Origin of the sequence: Acidithiobacillus sp. (assembly GCF_023255755.1) — a bacterium.
Taxonomy (GTDB): domain Bacteria; phylum Pseudomonadota; class Gammaproteobacteria; order Acidithiobacillales; family Acidithiobacillaceae; genus Acidithiobacillus.
In genome coordinates this window covers 17,243-32,635 of sequence record NZ_JAGDVS010000009.1, presented here as the reverse complement: position 1 = coordinate 32,635, position 15,393 = coordinate 17,243, and the positions used below count along the sequence as shown (strand labels likewise).

General features: G+C 58.8%; 18 protein-coding genes, 2 tRNA genes and 1 other RNA gene. 14 read left to right on the top strand and 7 right to left on the bottom strand.

Going from position 1 to position 15,393, the window contains the following annotated elements:
* Nucleotides 1–171: 171 nt before the first annotated feature.
* From Q0C48_RS00990 to Q0C48_RS00955, 9 genes are all read left to right on the top strand, one after another.
* A complete protein-coding gene (locus Q0C48_RS00990; protein WP_291520703.1) occupies nt 172–396 on the top strand; it encodes a hypothetical protein in 225 nt (74 codons plus the stop codon).
* A gap of 1 nt (nt 397) precedes the next feature.
* Nucleotides 398–1,048 carry a hypothetical protein gene (locus Q0C48_RS00985; protein WP_291520702.1) on the top strand — a complete coding sequence of 217 codons (651 nt, stop codon included), beginning with the start codon at nt 398–400 and terminating at the stop codon, nt 1,046–1,048.
* Nucleotides 1,049–1,191: 143 nt separating this feature from the next.
* Nucleotides 1,192–1,890, top strand: coding sequence for a hypothetical protein (locus tag Q0C48_RS00980; RefSeq protein WP_291520701.1), 699 nt, complete (start codon nt 1,192–1,194; stop codon nt 1,888–1,890).
* Between the two features lie 58 nt (nt 1,891–1,948).
* The gene (locus Q0C48_RS00975) at nt 1,949–2,119 is read left to right on the top strand and encodes a hypothetical protein (protein WP_291520700.1); all 171 of its coding nucleotides are present in this window, start codon (nt 1,949–1,951) and stop codon (nt 2,117–2,119) included.
* Between the two features lie 131 nt (nt 2,120–2,250).
* Entirely contained in the window at nt 2,251–2,832 is a 582-nt protein-coding gene (locus Q0C48_RS00970; protein ID WP_291520699.1) for a hypothetical protein, read from the top strand.
* A 57-nt stretch (nt 2,833–2,889) separates the two neighbouring features.
* Nucleotides 2,890–2,959, top strand: an RNA gene (locus Q0C48_RS00965) — hammerhead ribozyme type II.
* Nucleotides 2,960–2,980: 21 nt separating this feature from the next.
* Entirely contained in the window at nt 2,981–3,220 is a 240-nt protein-coding gene (locus tag Q0C48_RS00960; RefSeq protein ID WP_291520698.1) for a hypothetical protein, read from the top strand.
* On the top strand, nt 3,162–3,473 hold the full coding sequence (locus tag Q0C48_RS14580) for a DUF4224 domain-containing protein (RefSeq protein ID WP_366936970.1): 312 nt from the start codon (nt 3,162–3,164) through the stop codon (nt 3,471–3,473). Before Q0C48_RS00960 ends, Q0C48_RS14580 begins: the two co-directional genes overlap by 59 nt.
* A 55-nt stretch (nt 3,474–3,528) precedes the next feature.
* Nucleotides 3,529–4,509: a tyrosine-type recombinase/integrase gene (locus Q0C48_RS00955; protein WP_291520697.1), complete on the top strand. Its 981-nt coding sequence runs from the start codon at nt 3,529–3,531 to the stop codon at nt 4,507–4,509.
* A gap of 112 nt (nt 4,510–4,621) precedes the next feature.
* Here the strand turns inward: Q0C48_RS00955 and Q0C48_RS00950 are convergent.
* The 6 genes from Q0C48_RS00950 to Q0C48_RS00925 form a co-directional block, all read right to left on the bottom strand.
* A tRNA-His gene (locus Q0C48_RS00950) sits at nt 4,622–4,697 on the bottom strand.
* A gap of 52 nt (nt 4,698–4,749) precedes the next feature.
* A complete protein-coding gene (locus tag Q0C48_RS00945) occupies nt 4,750–5,697 on the bottom strand; it encodes a ribose-phosphate pyrophosphokinase (protein WP_291520696.1) in 948 nt (315 codons plus the stop codon).
* Between the two features lie 48 nt (nt 5,698–5,745).
* Nucleotides 5,746–5,820: transfer RNA gene (locus Q0C48_RS00940), tRNA-Gln, on the bottom strand.
* Nucleotides 5,821–5,824: 4 nt separating this feature from the next.
* Nucleotides 5,825–6,670, bottom strand: a complete 846-nt coding sequence (gene ispE / locus Q0C48_RS00935; protein WP_291520695.1) for a 4-(cytidine 5'-diphospho)-2-C-methyl-D-erythritol kinase — start codon at nt 6,668–6,670, stop codon at nt 5,825–5,827.
* On the bottom strand, nt 6,667–7,323 hold the full coding sequence (lolB, locus tag Q0C48_RS00930; protein WP_291520694.1) for a lipoprotein insertase outer membrane protein LolB: 657 nt from the start codon (nt 7,321–7,323) through the stop codon (nt 6,667–6,669). The genes ispE and lolB overlap by 4 nt, the downstream gene beginning before the upstream one ends.
* Nucleotides 7,320–8,981, bottom strand: coding sequence for a tetratricopeptide repeat protein (locus Q0C48_RS00925; RefSeq protein ID WP_291520693.1), 1,662 nt, complete (start codon nt 8,979–8,981; stop codon nt 7,320–7,322). Before Q0C48_RS00925 ends, lolB begins: the two co-directional genes overlap by 4 nt.
* A gap of 54 nt (nt 8,982–9,035) precedes the next feature.
* Here Q0C48_RS00925 and hemA point away from each other — a divergent pair, with 54 nt between their 5' ends.
* Genes hemA through Q0C48_RS00900 form a run of 5 tightly spaced genes read left to right on the top strand, consistent with a single transcriptional unit; the run spans nt 9,036 to nt 15,131 of the window.
* A complete protein-coding gene (gene hemA, locus Q0C48_RS00920) occupies nt 9,036–10,367 on the top strand; it encodes a glutamyl-tRNA reductase (protein WP_291520692.1) in 1,332 nt (443 codons plus the stop codon).
* Nucleotides 10,364–11,461: a peptide chain release factor 1 gene (prfA, locus tag Q0C48_RS00915; RefSeq protein WP_291520691.1), complete on the top strand. Its 1,098-nt coding sequence runs from the start codon at nt 10,364–10,366 to the stop codon at nt 11,459–11,461. Before hemA ends, prfA begins: the two co-directional genes overlap by 4 nt.
* On the top strand, nt 11,451–12,317 hold the full coding sequence (gene prmC / locus Q0C48_RS00910) for a peptide chain release factor N(5)-glutamine methyltransferase (RefSeq protein WP_291520690.1): 867 nt from the start codon (nt 11,451–11,453) through the stop codon (nt 12,315–12,317). Before prfA ends, prmC begins: the two co-directional genes overlap by 11 nt.
* A 2-nt stretch (nt 12,318–12,319) precedes the next feature.
* A complete protein-coding gene (gene mutM / locus Q0C48_RS00905; RefSeq protein ID WP_291520689.1) occupies nt 12,320–13,132 on the top strand; it encodes a bifunctional DNA-formamidopyrimidine glycosylase/DNA-(apurinic or apyrimidinic site) lyase in 813 nt (270 codons plus the stop codon).
* Nucleotides 13,133–13,148: 16 nt separating this feature from the next.
* Nucleotides 13,149–15,131: a dynamin family protein gene (locus Q0C48_RS00900; protein WP_291520688.1), complete on the top strand. Its 1,983-nt coding sequence runs from the start codon at nt 13,149–13,151 to the stop codon at nt 15,129–15,131.
* On the opposite strand, the gene Q0C48_RS00895 is transcribed toward Q0C48_RS00900, so the two are convergent.
* The gene (locus Q0C48_RS00895; RefSeq protein WP_291520687.1) at nt 15,118–15,366 is read right to left on the bottom strand and encodes a YfhL family 4Fe-4S dicluster ferredoxin; all 249 of its coding nucleotides are present in this window, start codon (nt 15,364–15,366) and stop codon (nt 15,118–15,120) included. The two genes, Q0C48_RS00900 and Q0C48_RS00895, sit on opposite strands and share 14 nt — an antisense overlap.
* Between the last annotated feature and the right edge of the window lie 27 nt (nt 15,367–15,393).

Sequence of the window (15,393 nt, the reverse complement as noted above, 5' to 3'; positions counted from 1 at the left end):
GCCGATACGGAGTTTTTTTATTTCCGGCCATCGGCCAGCGGCGGTTTGAATTGTTATTGCCACGACTGTTACCGGTCGGTTACGGGAAGGCAGCCAGGGCAACGTGTGAGCACAAGCCAGAAAGAGATGGCGTAAAGCACAACTTGTTACTTTTCATAAGGAGTTTAACCCATGCAACACATCGGTTTTCTGGTTGTATCAAATAGCGCCTTCAAAGATTTCCGCTACCCGTTGATGTGGGATGCCGAACGTAGCGTGCATGCGGTGAAATTACCCGGCCGTAGCACGTCTGACGTGTCGCTCAAGGGCGCCAAGAAGGGTAAGGCGAGTCTTGTGCTGAAGGCGGAGCTGGATGCAGAAACCAGGGCTGCCGCTCAGAAAATGTGGGGGAAGTAGGATGAACGCTTCCAGCGTGGTTACCCTAGATGTGGACGGTGTGCTCGGAGATTTCGAGACGCACTGGCGGGAATGTGCTGAGGAAGTGTTTGGTCGTTTCATGCCCAAAGTAAACGAGCAGCACAGCCTGGGTAGCCGGTACGGATTGACCAATAAGGAAGTGGACGCCGTCTGGCAGGCATTCCATGCAACTGAATGGGCCAGCCTGCCCTTGTATTCACATGCTTCCGAACTGGTGCTCGCGCTGGAGGATCTGGGCTGCACGGTCTGGGCGGTGACCAGCATTGATGTGCGGCATCGCGCCGCACGGGCGGAGAGTCTTGCAGGCCTGATTCCTGACGGTCGCATCGTCTGTGTCGGACAAAACGCTCCCGCCAGCGCCAAGGCAACCGTATTGCGGGACATGGGTGCCGTCGCATTCCTGGACGACCATCCGGCCAACGTCAACGCCGCTCTGGGTGTGGTGAGCCTGTCGGTCCTGCTGGATCGCGGTTATCACGGGCTGGAGGCCCCGGAATACGGGGTGCCGGTCATTGATGACGCCATGGATTTCCCGGTGCTGGTGGAAAGTTTGCTGAAGCGGACGGGGCGTGCCGCCGGCAGGCTTGGGGCGCCCCCCGCAGGGGCAGCCGGCAAGGGGAGGGCGGCATGAGTAGGGGGCAGGTGCATACGCCGAATCCCATGGCGGTGTCCGTGGTTTCAGTATCGTAATGCAAAAGAAAAAGATTGCCCGGATGGTCCGAGCGTTCAGCCGGTAAGGCTTTTGATGTTGTACTTGAAAAGGAGAAGTGAATCGTGAAGAGGAACCGTAACAAACTGCGTAAATCCATGTTAATGGCCGCCCCGGTCGCCGCTTTGCTGTTGGCCGGGAATGCTTTCGCCATGGGCATGCCGTTTCATGGGATCGCCGCAGGCCTGGGTGTTGGCACCGAGGGCATTGGCGTCCAGGGCACCACCGCCATTATCCCGAAGATCCTGAACCTCAATGTGGGCTTCGATTATCTGCATCTGTCCCGCAGCTTTCATACCAGCAACGTGAACTACAACGCCGGGGTCAACCTGCAGGGCGAGCCTATCACCGTGAGCTGGTTCCCCTTCCAGGGCAACTTCAACGTCACCGCGGGCGTGTTCATTAACGAGAACCGCTTCAACGTGACCGGTACCCCGACCGGTGGCACATATACGTTCAACGGTCACACCTACACCGCGAGTCAGGTGGGCAGCCTGACCGGCAAGACGCACTTCAATGGTGCTGCTCCTTATGTGGGCATCGGCTGGGGCGATCCCATGGACGGTGGGCGCCTGACTTTCACCGCGAACGTCGGGGCAATCTACGAGGGTGCGCCCAATGTGAGCCTCACCGCGACCGGTGCCGCAGCTAACCCCTTGCTGGCCAGCGACGTGCAGGCCGAGCAGAACAGCCTGAACAACAAGGTCAGCGGTTATCAGTGGTGGCCGGTCATGGGCGTGGGGCTGATGTATCGGTTTGGGTAATGTTTTAGCCCGCGCCTTGCAGTCTGCAAGGCGCGCATTCACAGAAAAAGGACAATTTATGAAACATAAAATCGTTTATTTTGCACTAATTATGGGGATGTTTGCATTGTCCGGATGCGCCAGTTTGACTAATCCCGTACCGATTGCCGGGCATCCTCAAACGGCAAAACAGAAATACGCGCAGGAACATCAAAACGGCGTGGAGACATTTTTGAGCGAGGTGATCTGAGTATATCAAACCGCAAAACAAAATAGGCTCCGAAAGAATGTGAGCCGTTCGCATGGACATCCTGCTTGATTAAAAGCAAGGCTTTGCCGCTCGGCCTTTAACGGGGCGGCACACAGCAAGAGGGGTAGTTTATGATGAAGAGGATCGTTGGCTTGTTTGCTCTAAGCCTGTTCCCGGCTATTGCCATGGCAGGGACTACGCCCAGCATTAACGTTAAGCCCCAGATGCCTGCCGCACATTATGTCATTTCCCAGCACGGCAAAATTGTTTACTCCGGCAAGGTCGATCTGGCCTCCGCCAAGGCACCCGAGCATTTCACGGTGACGGTGACAAAAGCGGATAAAGTGGTGAATTGGTCTGTCAGTGGCGTCACCCGCCCAGGCGACCCTATGCAGATAAGTGACGTGATCAATACCGTTTACATCGCCAAGGCGAACGTACATTCAGTGAAGAACGGCACGGTAACCGCCGGAAAATCGTTCACGGTAACCACCGGAAAAACGTTCACGCTGATCCCTTTGAAGCAGGACAACGTGCAGATCATCGGCAGTATTTCCCGGCTGGTCGGCATAAAGACGCGCAAGGTGCATGGCGAAACCATTCAACTTCCCAGCGTGCATGAATCCGACATCAATGAAATGGCGCATTTAGCCCGTGGCCAATCAACGGTATTTCCGATGGGCGGTTATCAGGTGAAGGTAGCGCGGCGTTAGTTCTTGAGGTTTGGCCGCCTGACCTTTTCCAACAGGGCGGCATATTGGAAATCAAGAAAGCGAAACCGCGTCGGCGATGACGTGGTCTTCCACGGGTGGCGCCGTGGGACTGATGAGCGAGCCAATTTGAGATAGAAAGGAGTACATCATGCAGCTGGACCAGAAAACCAAAGAGGCCGTCGAGGACATCATCAACCGACGCGAAGGTATCGCCTCCATGCAAACGCAGATCAAGGAGGACATCAAGGCCGTGGCCGATCACCTGGGCGTGAAGCCAGCGCAAATGAGCAAGATCATCAGCTTGGTGGAAAAGGAACGTGAAAAGGGAGATGTCATTTCCGGAGAGCGGGACATCATCGACGCAGCGGAAGAAATGGCCGCGCAGTAGTGATGCCGACGAATACCCAGAGGCTCGGAGCCTAGGCATGTTTCTCGCGCCTGAAGACTTGGTGACGCTGACAGGGCGCAAAACCAGGCCCTCACAATGTCGGTGGCTTGACCATGAAGGTATACCCTACATGGTTGCAGCCACAGGCCGTGTCCAGGTACTTCGTGCTGTTGTGGAACAAAGGCTTGGCATCAAGTCTGCAGGCGCTCCTGTGACCGAGCCACGATGGGACATTTTTGAGAGGGTGTCGTAACATGCCAGCCATGACAGGAACCAGGAAGAGTAATCCACAAGGATTGCCTAAGCGAGTGTATCTCTCGCGGGGCTGGTACTTCTATGTGGATCTGAACGGAAAATGGCACAAGCTCGGCAAAACGTGGAACTTTGAAGCCAAGGCCAAGTGGAACGAGCTCTCCAGCGGAGCGACCATCAAGGGCAGCGTTGGAGATCTGATCGATGAATATCTGCGCCTGGTCTCGCCTACCAAGGCGCCGCGTACTTATCTGGATCATGTTGATCAAGCGGTTTGGTTGAAAAAGGTTTTTGGCCATATGCCGGCCGACGGTGTGAAGCCCTCACATGTGGCTCGTTATCTGGACACCCGCTGCAGCAAAGACGGCAAGCCCGCGCCGGTACGTGCTAATCGAGAGGCCGCACTGCTCTCCAGCGTTTATTCCTGGGCCATGCGCAGGGGCCTCGCCGAAGTAAACCCCTGTTACGGAGTGCGCAGGAACGTGGAGAAGGCCCGCACGCGCTGTCCTTCTCAAGAAGAGATCGAGGCGGTCAATAGTGTGGCGCCATTGGCGGTCGCTTTAACCGTCGAGCTGGCGTACTACACGGGGCAGCGCCGTGCGGACTTGCTGAAGTTGCGCCTGTCGGATCTAACGGAGGCCGGTATCCAGATTACCCAAGGCAAGACAGGGGCCAAGTTGCTGATTCGTTGGTCGCAGGGATTGAGGGATTGTGTCAACGCCATAAAGGCGATGGAACGCCCGGTAAGGGGGCTGTTCCTGATCTGTAACCGGCGAGGTCAGCCTTATACCGACAGCGGGTTCAAAGCTATGTGGGGGAAGGCTATGGACAAGGCCCTCAAGGAAGGGCTGATCCAGGAGCGTTTCCACTTTCACGACATCAGAGCCGCGGCGATTACTGCGGCCGATGAGGCTAACATGGATGCCCAAGGTCTGGCGGGGCACAAGAGCAGATCCATGACAGAGGCTTATATACGGAGTCATAAGACTACGCAAACCGATCCGGCGCCGGTGTCGATTGTGCGTACCAAAAGGTAGATGGGAAGAAATGGATTGGTTACAGAAGTTCAAGGATTCTGTTCTGATCTTAGGAAGAGACTCTTCCAAGTTAGGAAGAATCTCCATGGTGTACGCTAACGTATTGAAAATATGGGGTGGCTGACGGGGCTCGAACCCGCGACAACCGGAATCACAATCCGGGACTCTACCGACTGAGCTACAGCCACCACTGATAGAGCGCAGATCATACAATGGCCGACGCCCAGCTGCAAGGTGGTGTTAGTCCATGAACAGCGAACTGACTGAGTCCTCTTCCGCAATCCGGCGAATGGTTTCGGCCAGCAGTTCGGCAATGGACAGCACGCGAATCTTGCTGCTGGCCTGAGCATCCGGCCTGAGCGGTATGGTGTCAGTGATGACCAATTCGTCCAGATCGGACCTTTCGATGCGCTCCATGGCGGGACCAGATAATACCGGGTGAGTACAGTAAGCGCAGACCTTGACGGCACCTCGTGCTTTGAGGGCATGGGCCGCTTCGCAGAGCGTGTTGGCCGTATCGACCATGTCGTCCACGAGAACGCAGGTGCGGCCGTCCACGTCTCCAATAATATTCATGACGACCGATTCATTGGGTCGCGGGCGCCGTTTGTCGATAATGGCGAGATCCACTTCAAGGCGTTTGGCAATGGCGCGAGCGCGAACGACGCCGCCCACGTCGGGAGAGACCACAATCAGCTCCGGATAGCTCTGGCGCCAAATATCGCCTAAGAGAATAGGTGAGGCATAAATGTTATCCACCGGTACGTCAAAGAAGCCCTGAATCTGGTCAGCGTGCAGATCCATGGTGAGGACCCGGTTGGCGCCGGCAGTGGTGATGAGATCGGCTACCAGTTTGGCGGTGATGGCTGTGCGCGAGCGTGATTTGCGATCCTGCCGGGCATAGCCGAAATACGGCATGGCAGCGGTAATGCGGTTGGCCGAGGCGCGTTTCAGCGCGTCGATCATGGTCAGCAGCTCCATGAGGTGGTCGTTGGTGGGCGCACAGGTGGGCTGGAGTACGAAAACATCCCGCCCACGCACATTTTCCAGAATTTCGACGAAGACTTCGCCATCGCTGAAGGAACTGACTTCCGCACGACCGATGGGAATTTGCAGGAAGCGCGCCACCTGAGCGGCCAGAATGGGATTGGCGTTCCCGCTGAAGACCATGAGATTGCCGTGGGCCATGTGACGTCCTTCTCTCTTCGCAGGTGGCAAAATAGTCCTAGGACAGTTTGGCTGGGGCGCCAGGGATCGAACCTGGGAATGCCGGAATCAAAATCCGGTGCCTTACCGCTTGGCTACGCCCCAATAATCATTGCTCGGCGGGATCGTAAAGTGGGTGTTTATTACATCCACGCACGGGCCATGCGCGCCAGGGAGCAGGCACCCGCGTGGCAATTTGTTGCGCGGAAACGGCATCTGCCGCCAACCCGAAAACACAAGCACCACTACCCGTCAAACGAACGTCGTGCACGCCTTGGCTTCTTAACCAGCGCATGCCACGATGGACTTCTGGATAGCGGGCACACACCGTAGGTTCCAGGGTGTTTTCCGTTGCCCCGCCGAGAAACGCGCCTATTGTGATGGGCACATGGTGTCGTGTCAATTCAGGGGCGGTGAATATCTCCCGGGTACTTACCGATACCTGCGGATGCAGCAGCACGTAATGGCTCTCCGGGAGAGCGTCGAACACTCGCAGGCGCTCGCCCACACCCTCCGCCCAGGCGCTGCGCCCGAATATGAACACCGGAACATCAGCACCGAGGTCGGCACCAATCGCCATGAGTTCTTCGCGGTGCAGACCGGTACGCCACAGCCGGTTAAGCACGATGAGGGTGGTGGCGGCATCCGAGGAGCCACCACCGATACCCCCGCCCATGGGCAGGGTTTTGTCGATATGAACATGAACGCCCTCACGGACGCCACCGACATCGGCTAGGCGTTGCGCGGCGCGGATGCTGAGATCGTCGGCTTCGGCCACGCCTTCTGGTCCACCGCTGCGGGAAAATTGCCCGGCGGGCCGCGAGCTAAACTGGAGCTGGTCAGCCAGATCGATAAACTGAAATACCGTTTGCAGCTCGTGATAACCGTCGCTGCGTTGGTCGACAACGCGCAGCATCAGATTCAGCTTCGCGGGGGCGGGGTAATTTTCGCTCATGGGGCGCTATGGTCTCCCATCCGCCACTGGGTGATGGCCAGACGCAGGGTGATGCCCCCTGGCCCCGAGGCCTGGAGCAGTTTGGGCATGGTCAGGCCGCCTATCGGCGCATATTGGAGATAATGAATCTGCCAGGGGCCGCTGTGGAGTATTGCGGGCAGGCCGACTGGATTCAGTTGTTCGGTCGCCGTCGCGCTGCGCAGACCAAGCATCCAGTCCGGTAATTCACTCGCGGGTAGATCGACGTGGAGGACCAGCGCGAGGAGGGCACTGAGATTGTCCGCTTGTCGTGTCTCGCCATTGGCCAGTTGCAGATGCGCGCCTTGCGGGTCGGCTTCGATGCGGGCGACCGTACGGCCAAGCGTGTCGTAAATGGAAAGTTCCTGGTGTTGGGGGGACTGCTTCCAGCGGAATCCGAAATCTTCGCTCGTTTTGGGCGTGCTGAGAGCGGCCTGCCCGCTGGCTTGCCAATATTTCAGGCTGGCGACGACCTGATTTCTCTCGGTTGTTGGCAGGATGACGTGGGTGGGCGGCTGGATGGGCGGCGTGGTGGCACAGGCGGATAGCACGCCGGTGAGCAGGAGTGCGGCCAGTGTGCGGATAGGCCTTCGTGCCGGCTGCAGGGCGAATGCTCTGGGATAACGGATCATCATGGCTGGCGGGCAAGATCACTTTTGAGGGCGGCATCGTCCGGATGCTTTTGCAGTGCGCTTTGCCAGACCTGCCGGGCATCTGTGAAGCGCCCCAGTGACCAGAGGACTCGCCCGAGGTGTGCGCTCACCTCGGCATCGTCTGGCAAAGCCGTATGGGCCTTCTGCAGATACTCCAGAGCCTGCTTGTTGTCGCCTTGCACGTGATGCAGCCAGCCGACACTATCCAGAATTTCGGCATTGTCCGGGTCCAGACTGAGCGCCTTGGTCAGTAATTTTTGCGCTTCGGCCAGATCGCTGTGCCGTTCGACCAAACTGTAGCCAATGAAGTTGTAGGCTTGTGCATGGTCCGGCGCGAGGCGGATAACCGTACGCATGGCTTTTTCCATGGCCGGATAATCTTTCAGTTGCTCATAGATGGCGCCTTGGGCGTACCAGAGCCCAGGTTGGTCCGGCATGCGCTGCAAGGCCAGGCTGGTCACCTGCAGGGCTTGGTGAAGGTGGCCGCTGCCTTGCAGCAGGTTTGCTTCCAGCAGCGGAATCTGTGCCTCCTGCGGGTACGTGGCCGCCAGTGTCCGCAATTTTTCGGTGGCTTTGTCGTGATCACCGAGCAGGTATTCCACGCGTGCGCTGCGCAACTCGACCTCAGGATACAGAGGGCCGGAATGGATGCGCTGGTACCATTGCAGTGCTTCTGCCCAGCGATCCTGTGCTTCGTAGAGGCGCCCCAGATAGTAGATCGGCACCGGGGACTGGGGCGCCAGATCGCGAGCGCGCTGCAAAGCGGTTTCTGCGCTCTTCCAATCCTTCCGGCCGATGTCCATGAGGCCGAGAGAAAGGATGATATCGGGGTCATCGGGATTCTGTCGCGCCATTTCCTGGTAGAGGCGATAGGCCTGTGTCAGGCCACCCATTTTGAGGTAGAGCGCAGCCAGATATTGACGAGCGAGCGTGGCCTCCGGATGACTGGCAGTGAAACTTTGAATGCTATACAAAGCGGCGGCAGGACCCTGGGTAGCTTGCTGAGCTTCGGCGAGACTGATGGCGGCTTCCTGCCAGTCCGGACGGAGGCTGAGGGCTTTCTCCAGCCAGGGGATAGCGCGTTCTGGTTGCTTTTCAGTGAGATCAATACGTCCGAGCGCATAGTAGGCGGCTGCAGATTTCGGGTCTTTGCCGGCTAATGCAATCAACAATCGCCGCGCCTCGCCGCTGCGCCCGTGGGCCACCAGTAATTCAGCGAGTTGCAGGGTGACTTTCGGATCGTTGGGGAAACGGGCGAGCGTGGCCTGCAGCAATTGAATGGCTTGCTCATCCTGACCCATGGTGAGGAGCAGCGCGGCTTCAAACTGATCCGCTTCGGCGCTCCCAGGGGCGGCCTCCCGCCAGCGTTTGGCAAGCTGTAGGGCATCCGGAAAATCGCCGAATTGCGCGGTGACCTGAGTGGCACGCCCGAGGACGTTGGCTTCTGGCGCCAGTTTGGCGGCTTCCCGCCAGGCCAGAACGGCCAGTTGTGGTTCCTGTTGCATGGTGGCGAATTCGGCTACTAACAGATAATAAAGCTGCTCCCCGGTCATGCCACCCGAAGCGGAGTCGGCGGCTGCACCTCCGGCGGCGAGGCCAAGCACAATGCCCGCCACAATGCCCCCAAGCCTGCTCCTCATCTGCTCGTTCTCCACGTTTTTGCCAGCGGGCACAATAACCGCTAGGGACCTGGCTTGCAATCCTGTCCTGCGTCAGCGACAATTCAGCCCCTTAATCGTCGCTCTGCAGGGACGGTCGCTGCTATTTTCTGCTTTGGTCTGAGTCACCACACTGCCCCTATCGCGGTCCGGGAAAAAGTCGCTTTTTCTCCGGAAAGCCTTGCTGCGGCCCACCGCGACTTGCTGGAGCAAGGGCTGGCCAAGGAAACACTGATCGTATCCACCTGTAATCGCACGGAAATATACGTCCACGGCGGACAAGGTTACCATCGCCAGGCCTTGCAGGACTGGCTCTGCCACTTCCACGGCGTGGACCCGCGATTGCTGGATGGACATATTTATTATGCCAGCGATGCGGAGGCCGTGCGCCATCTGTTTCACGTGGCCTGCGGGTTGGATTCCATGATTATCGGAGAGCCGCAGATCCTCGGTCAAGTCAAAGATGCCTATCAGGCTGCTGCGGATAACGGTGCCGCCGGGCCGGTGCTGAATCGCCTGCTGCATTGGGCCTTCCGCGTGGCGAAACGGGTGCGGTCGGAGACAGCCATCGGTTCGGCCCCGGTCAGTGTGGCCTATGCGGCGGTGAGTCTGGCCAAACAGTTGCTGGGCAGTCTGGAAGGCAAGTCGGTGTTGCTGATCGGCGCCGGAGATACCATCGAACTGGTGGCGATTCATCTACGCGAGCATGGGGTGGGAAGATTCGCCGTAGCCAATCGCAGTGCGGAACGCGGCCAGCAGTTGGCCGAGAAATTCACTGGCGATGCCCATGCTCTGGAGGCTATCCCGCAGTTGCTGCATGACGCCGATATGGTGGTTAGCTGCACGGCGAGTCCGCTGCCCATAGTCACGCTGGAAACGATCTCCGCGGTCATGGCACAGCGGGCGCGGGGTGACCTGATGCTGGTGGATCTCGCCGTACCCCGGGACATCGCCCAGGAAGTGGAAGGTGTTGAGCAATGTTTTCTCTACACGCTGGACGATCTGAACGATATCGCCCAGGCGGGCGTGCGCGCACGCCGCGAGGCGGCAGCGGCAGCGGAGCTGATTATTGCCGAGGAGGTCGGCGAGTTCCAGCAGTGGCGGGAGAGTCTGGATGTGGTGCCTGCCATCCGCCGCCTGCGTGATCATGTGGAGGATCGGCGCCAGGAAGAGGTACGGCGTTTTATGCGTTACCTGGATCAGGGGCAGGACCCCCGTGCGGTACTGAATGCCTTCTCTAAAGCCTTAATGAATAAAGTCCTTCACGACCCCATTGCGACCCTTCGCCAGCCTTGTCAGGACGCGACCAACGAAAGTCTTGTCGCGGCGCTGGACATTCTTTTCCATCTCAGTGACGCCGAAGGATGAGTCTCAGCCCGCGTCTGCAGGGCCAGCTCGAGCAGTTGGCTTTTCGTTTTGATGAATTGAGTCAGTTGCTGGCGAGCCCGGATGTAGCGAGCGATGCGCAGCGTTTTCAAAATCTTTCCAAAGAACTGGGAGAAATTAGCCCGGTGCTGGATCTGCTCCGCCGTCATGAGCAGCGGCAGCGGGATCGGGACGAGGCCGAGCGCATGCTGATGGAGGAACGGGATGCAGAACTGCGTGCCATGGCCAGTGAAGAAGTCGCGACGGCACAGGCAGAACTCGATCAGCTCGAAGAATCCCTGCGGGTGCGCCTGCTGCCCAAGGACCCCAATGATGATCGTAATGTCTTTGTGGAGATACGGGCGGGGACCGGTGGTGAGGAGGCGGCACTCTTTGCGGGAGTGCTCGCCCGGATGTATACCCGCTACGCCGAGAGTAAGGGCTTTGCGGTAGTCATCCTTTCCGCCTCCGATTCGGAACGTGGTGGTTACAAAGAAATCGTGCTGGAAATCAGCGGCCGCGGCGCTTATTCCCGTCTGAAATTCGAGTCGGGCGGGCATCGGGTGCAACGGGTGCCGGAGACCGAGGCACAGGGCCGTATCCATACTTCCGCCTGTACGGTGGCGGTGCTGCCCGAGGTGGACACGGTGAGCGAGATCACCATCAATCCCGCCGACTTGCGCATTGATACCTACCGGGCCAGTGGTGCGGGCGGGCAGCACATCAACAAGACCGACTCCGCCATCCGCATCACCCATATTCCCTCCGGTTTGGTGGTGGCCTGTCAGGAAGATCGCTCCCAGCACAAAAACCGGGCGCGGGCCATGGCGCTGTTGCAGGCGCGTCTGCTGGAGCAGGAGCAGGAGAAGCAGCAGAGCGCGGCGGCTCAGACCAGGCGCCTGCTAGTGGGCTCCGGGGATCGCTCCGAACGTATCCGCACCTACAACTTTCCGCAGGGGCGGATCACCGATCATCGTATCAATCTTACGTTGTACCGGTTGGAGGCGGTACTGGCGGGGGAGCTCGATGCCGTTATCGAACCGCTGATCAAGGAATATCAGGCCGACCTCCTGCAGCATCTGGGTGATGACCTCTGATTCCGGCGTAACGCACAATCCATCGCGTAGCCTGCGCGACTGGCAGCATGATCTGCGCGAACAACTGCGGGTGCTGACTGATCAGCCTGAGCAGGAAGCACGCTGGCTGCTGGCTGCGGCCCTTGGGCTGGAAGGGGCGGCGCTGCTACGCAATGCATTGCGGCCAATTTCTTCAGAGGAGGAGGCACGGATTAGCGCACTGCTCACGCAGCGCCGGGCGGGTGTACCCTTGGCCTACTGTTTAGGCGAGTGGTCTTTCTACGGGCTGGATCTGTGCGTGGCCCCTGCGGTGCTCATCCCTCGCCCGGATACGGAGACGCTGGTGACCCTGGCCCTGGAGGAATTAGCGGAGGAGGGCGCGTCGCGGGTGCTTGACCTCGGTACCGGCTCCGGGGCCGTTGCACTGGCCATTGCCCTGGCGCGGCCGCAGGCGGAGGTCTGGGCCGTGGAGCGCAGCCCGGCGGCGTTACAGGTCGCGCGCGCCAATGGTGCGCTTCTGGCGCCGCAGGTACACTGGCTGGAGGGCGACTGGTACGCACCACTGGATAGCACTTTACGTTTTGACCGGATTGTGGCCAACCCCCCTTACCTGGCCGATAACGATCCCCATCTCCCTGATTTGCGTCATGAGCCTTGGGATGCCCTGGTGGCTGGTCCCCGCGGTCTGGAGTGCCTGGAACGCATCATTGCGGGCGCGCATGAGCGCCTCTCGCTGCACGGCATGCTATTGCTGGAGCATGGTCCTGATCAGGGGAAGGCGGTGCGCAGCCTGCTCACCAACGCCGGCTTCAGCGCGGTGCGAACCTGCTGTGATCTGGCCGGGCGCGAACGCGTGAGCAGCGGAACAAGGACTTAACCATGCCCGAGTTGCCCGAAGTCGAAGTCACCCGACTGGGTATCGCCCCCTATCTGCTGGGACAGCGTCTGGAGGGGGCAGTGGTGCGGGATGGTCGCCTGCGTTTGCCGGTGAACGCCGATCTTGCCGGGCGGGTGGCCGGGCAGCGCCTGCTGAACCTGCGGCGACGGGGCAAATATCTTCTACTCGACCTGGAACGGGGAGCGATCCTGATCCATCTGGGAATGAGCGGACACCTGCGCGTCCTCCCGCAAAGCACCCCGGTGCAGAAGCATGACCATGTCGATCTGCTCTTTGCCGACGATCTGTGCTTGCGCTTCCATGACCCGCGCCGTTTTGGAGCCGTGTGCTGGCTCGCCGATCCCGACCGGCATCCGTTCCTTCGGCATCTGGGGCCAGAACCGCTGGGCGATGGTTTTACCGCGGAATACCTGTATCAGCGGAGCCGAAACCGGCAGGTACCGGTTAAATCCTTCCTCATGGATGCCCATATCGTCGTCGGCGTCGGCAATATTTACGCCAATGAGTCTTTGTTTGCGGCGGGTGTCGATCCGCGCCGCCACGCGGGGCGTATTGCCCTGCCGCGCTATGGGAAGCTGGTGCAGACCGTGCGCGATGTCCTGGAGGCGGCTATTGCCCAGGGCGGAACGACCCTGCGTGATTTCACCCGGCCCGATGGCAGAAATGGCTATTTTCGACTATCTCTTGCGGTGTATGGACGAGAAGGGGAACCCTGTACGCAGTGCGGCGCGCCGTTACACGGCATCCGTATCAGTGGTCGGGCGACGACCTATTGTTCCCAATGTCAGCACTGACCAGTCGGGAGTAAGCATGAGTGAAGAGCATCTGTTAGAGGCATCCCCCATTCTGCAGGGGCTGCGCGCGTTAAATAGTTGGCGGCAAAAAGTAATTACCGGTCTTCATGAAATGGCCGCGTTGACGGCCGATCTGGGCTTGCTGCCCAGTGGGACCATGCTGCAACTGGAAACCTTGGCTTATGAAACGGAGCAGGACAGTTTGCGTATCGCCCTCGTCGGCGAGTTTTCGCGCGGTAAGACCGAGCTGATTAATGCCCTCTTTTTCTCGGATATGGGGGCGCGTCTGCTGCCCTCCAGTTCCGGCCAGACCACCATGTGTCCCGTGGAGATTCGCGGCGCGCCGCAGGGGCGGCCGGGTTTGCAGCTCCTGCCCATTGCTAGCCGCAGTCTCGATGTCAGCATCGAAAAACTCAAAAGGGCGGGGAGCGCGTGGACGCGATTGCCGCTGGTGCTGGAAGAAAAAAACGAACGGTGCCAGGCGTTGGCTCATCTTACGGAAACGGTTTGTGTGACGATTGAGGATGCTCGTCGCATCGGACTTTGCCCGCCGCTCAACCGTACGCCCAAAGACCGCGAGCGCACCGTTTGTCCCTCCTGTGGCCTCGGTAAGGTGCTGATTCCGCGCTGGCGTCACGCCCTGCTTTATCTGGCACATCCTATGCTGGATGCCGGTCTCACGGTGCTGGACACCCCCGGCCTCAACGCCATCGGTGCGGAACCCGAATTGACTTTCGGTATGCTCGCCGATGCGGACGCCATTATTTTTGTGCTGGGTGCGGACACCGGCGTTACCCAAAGCGACCTGACCATCTGGGAACAGTATCTGATACGCAATGCGCACCAGAAGCAAATTGTGCTCCTCAACAAGATTGATACCCTCTGGGACGAATTGCGTGACTGGTCTGGGGTGGTGGCAGAAATTGAGCAGCAGGTGGACAAAACGGCGGAACGGCTGCGTATTCCTCGTGAGCAGGTTATTCCAGTCTCCGGTCAGAAGGGGCTCATCGCCCGAATCCGCAAGGATCAGAAGTTGCTTGAACGTAGCGGAATGGCAGCCCTGGAGCGTTCCATCGCTGAGGTACTATTGCCCGCACGGCGAGTGGCCATCCAGGCAAAGTGCCGGGCCTTGGTAGAGCGCGTCGTTATGGACCAGAAAAATTTGCTGCATGAGCAAATGAATAGAATCACGGCGCAGATAGAGAGCGTGCGCAGTCTCAGGGATCGGACTGCTGAGAAAGTGCCCGAACTGGTGGCACAACATCAGCGGTTACTCCAAAGCTTTGAGAAAGACCGGCATGCCTTCGAGGAAAAAAAAGCGGCCTTCCGTCAGGCGGTTGAAGAGTGTCTGCTCGTCCCTCTGGCGCCTGCTTCTTTTGATTTTGTGATCAGCAACGCCAAAGCGGAGATGCTTTCCGTATGGACAACGGCAGGTATCGTCGAACGTTTCAGACTTTTCTTCGCGGAGGCCATAGCCCATTTTGACAAGGCGCTGCAGGGTGCGCAGCAGGTATCGGCACTGGTGGCCGGGGAGTATCAGGCGTTGCAGAGCCGTTATCGTTTACCCGCCTTGCGGACTGTGCCCTATGCCATTATGCCACGACGGGCGGAGCTCATGGATATGGCGGAAAATTATGAGCGCTTCGGGATGATGCTGGAGATCGCTGTGAACACCCAGAGTGCCGTGGTGCGCAAGGCCTTCCTGACTGTAGCCAGTCGAACCCGCGATTTTGTCGTCGAAACCAGACGGGAGGCAGAGACCTGGGTAGACGAGATCATGGCGGTCATGAACCAGCAACTACAGGTTTTTCAGGACAATGCCGAAGAGGAGCTCAATGCGCTGCAAAGTATTGCTCAGACCATGGGTAATATTGATACCCGCATTCAGCAACTACAGCAGAGCCTGCAGATTGCGCAGGAGCAAATGGCCCGCCTCGACCGTCACTCGGCGCCATTGCTCCATCTGCTGCGGGAACCGGTCAGCACTACTGCCCCGTAAGCTGCAGAAATTTTTGTTCCAGGGCTTCCGGCGACTCTGCATGGTCGGGGTCGCTGAGGATGCAGTCGACGGGGCAGACCTCCATGCATTGCGGGGTGTCATAGTGACCGACGCATTCCGTACAAAGATCGGGATTGATGACGTAGATCTGTGCGCCCATGCTGATGGCGTTGTTGGGGCATTCCGGCTCGCAGACATCACAATTGATGCACTGATCGTTAATGCGTAGGGACATTAATATATTCTCCTCAAGGCAACTTTA

What these genes read in the sequence shown, in the direction of transcription:
- Q0C48_RS00990 (WP_291520703.1), top strand. Translation starts at nt 172, where the DNA reads ATGCAACACATCGGTTTTCTGGTTGTATCAAATAGCGCCTTCAAAGAT.
- Q0C48_RS00985 (WP_291520702.1), top strand. Translation starts at nt 398, where the DNA reads ATGAACGCTTCCAGCGTGGTTACCCTAGATGTGGACGGTGTGCTCGGA.
- Q0C48_RS00975 (WP_291520700.1), top strand. Translation starts at nt 1,949, where the DNA reads ATGAAACATAAAATCGTTTATTTTGCACTAATTATGGGGATGTTTGCA.
- Q0C48_RS00970 (WP_291520699.1), top strand. Translation starts at nt 2,251, where the DNA reads ATGATGAAGAGGATCGTTGGCTTGTTTGCTCTAAGCCTGTTCCCGGCT.
- Q0C48_RS00960 (WP_291520698.1), top strand. Translation starts at nt 2,981, where the DNA reads ATGCAGCTGGACCAGAAAACCAAAGAGGCCGTCGAGGACATCATCAAC.
- Q0C48_RS14580 (WP_366936970.1), top strand. Translation starts at nt 3,162, where the DNA reads ATGTCATTTCCGGAGAGCGGGACATCATCGACGCAGCGGAAGAAATGG.
- Q0C48_RS00945 (WP_291520696.1), bottom strand. Translation starts at nt 5,697, where the DNA reads ATGGCCCACGGCAATCTCATGGTCTTCAGCGGGAACGCCAATCCCATT.
- ispE (WP_291520695.1), bottom strand. Translation starts at nt 6,670, where the DNA reads ATGAGCGAAAATTACCCCGCCCCCGCGAAGCTGAATCTGATGCTGCGC.
- lolB (WP_291520694.1), bottom strand. Translation starts at nt 7,323, where the DNA reads ATGATGATCCGTTATCCCAGAGCATTCGCCCTGCAGCCGGCACGAAGG.
- Q0C48_RS00925 (WP_291520693.1), bottom strand. Translation starts at nt 8,981, where the DNA reads ATGAGGAGCAGGCTTGGGGGCATTGTGGCGGGCATTGTGCTTGGCCTC.
- prfA (WP_291520691.1), top strand. Translation starts at nt 10,364, where the DNA reads ATGAGTCTCAGCCCGCGTCTGCAGGGCCAGCTCGAGCAGTTGGCTTTT.
- prmC (WP_291520690.1), top strand. Translation starts at nt 11,451, where the DNA reads ATGACCTCTGATTCCGGCGTAACGCACAATCCATCGCGTAGCCTGCGC.
- mutM (WP_291520689.1), top strand. Translation starts at nt 12,320, where the DNA reads ATGCCCGAGTTGCCCGAAGTCGAAGTCACCCGACTGGGTATCGCCCCC.
- Q0C48_RS00900 (WP_291520688.1), top strand. Translation starts at nt 13,149, where the DNA reads ATGAGTGAAGAGCATCTGTTAGAGGCATCCCCCATTCTGCAGGGGCTG.
- Q0C48_RS00895 (WP_291520687.1), bottom strand. Translation starts at nt 15,366, where the DNA reads ATGTCCCTACGCATTAACGATCAGTGCATCAATTGTGATGTCTGCGAG.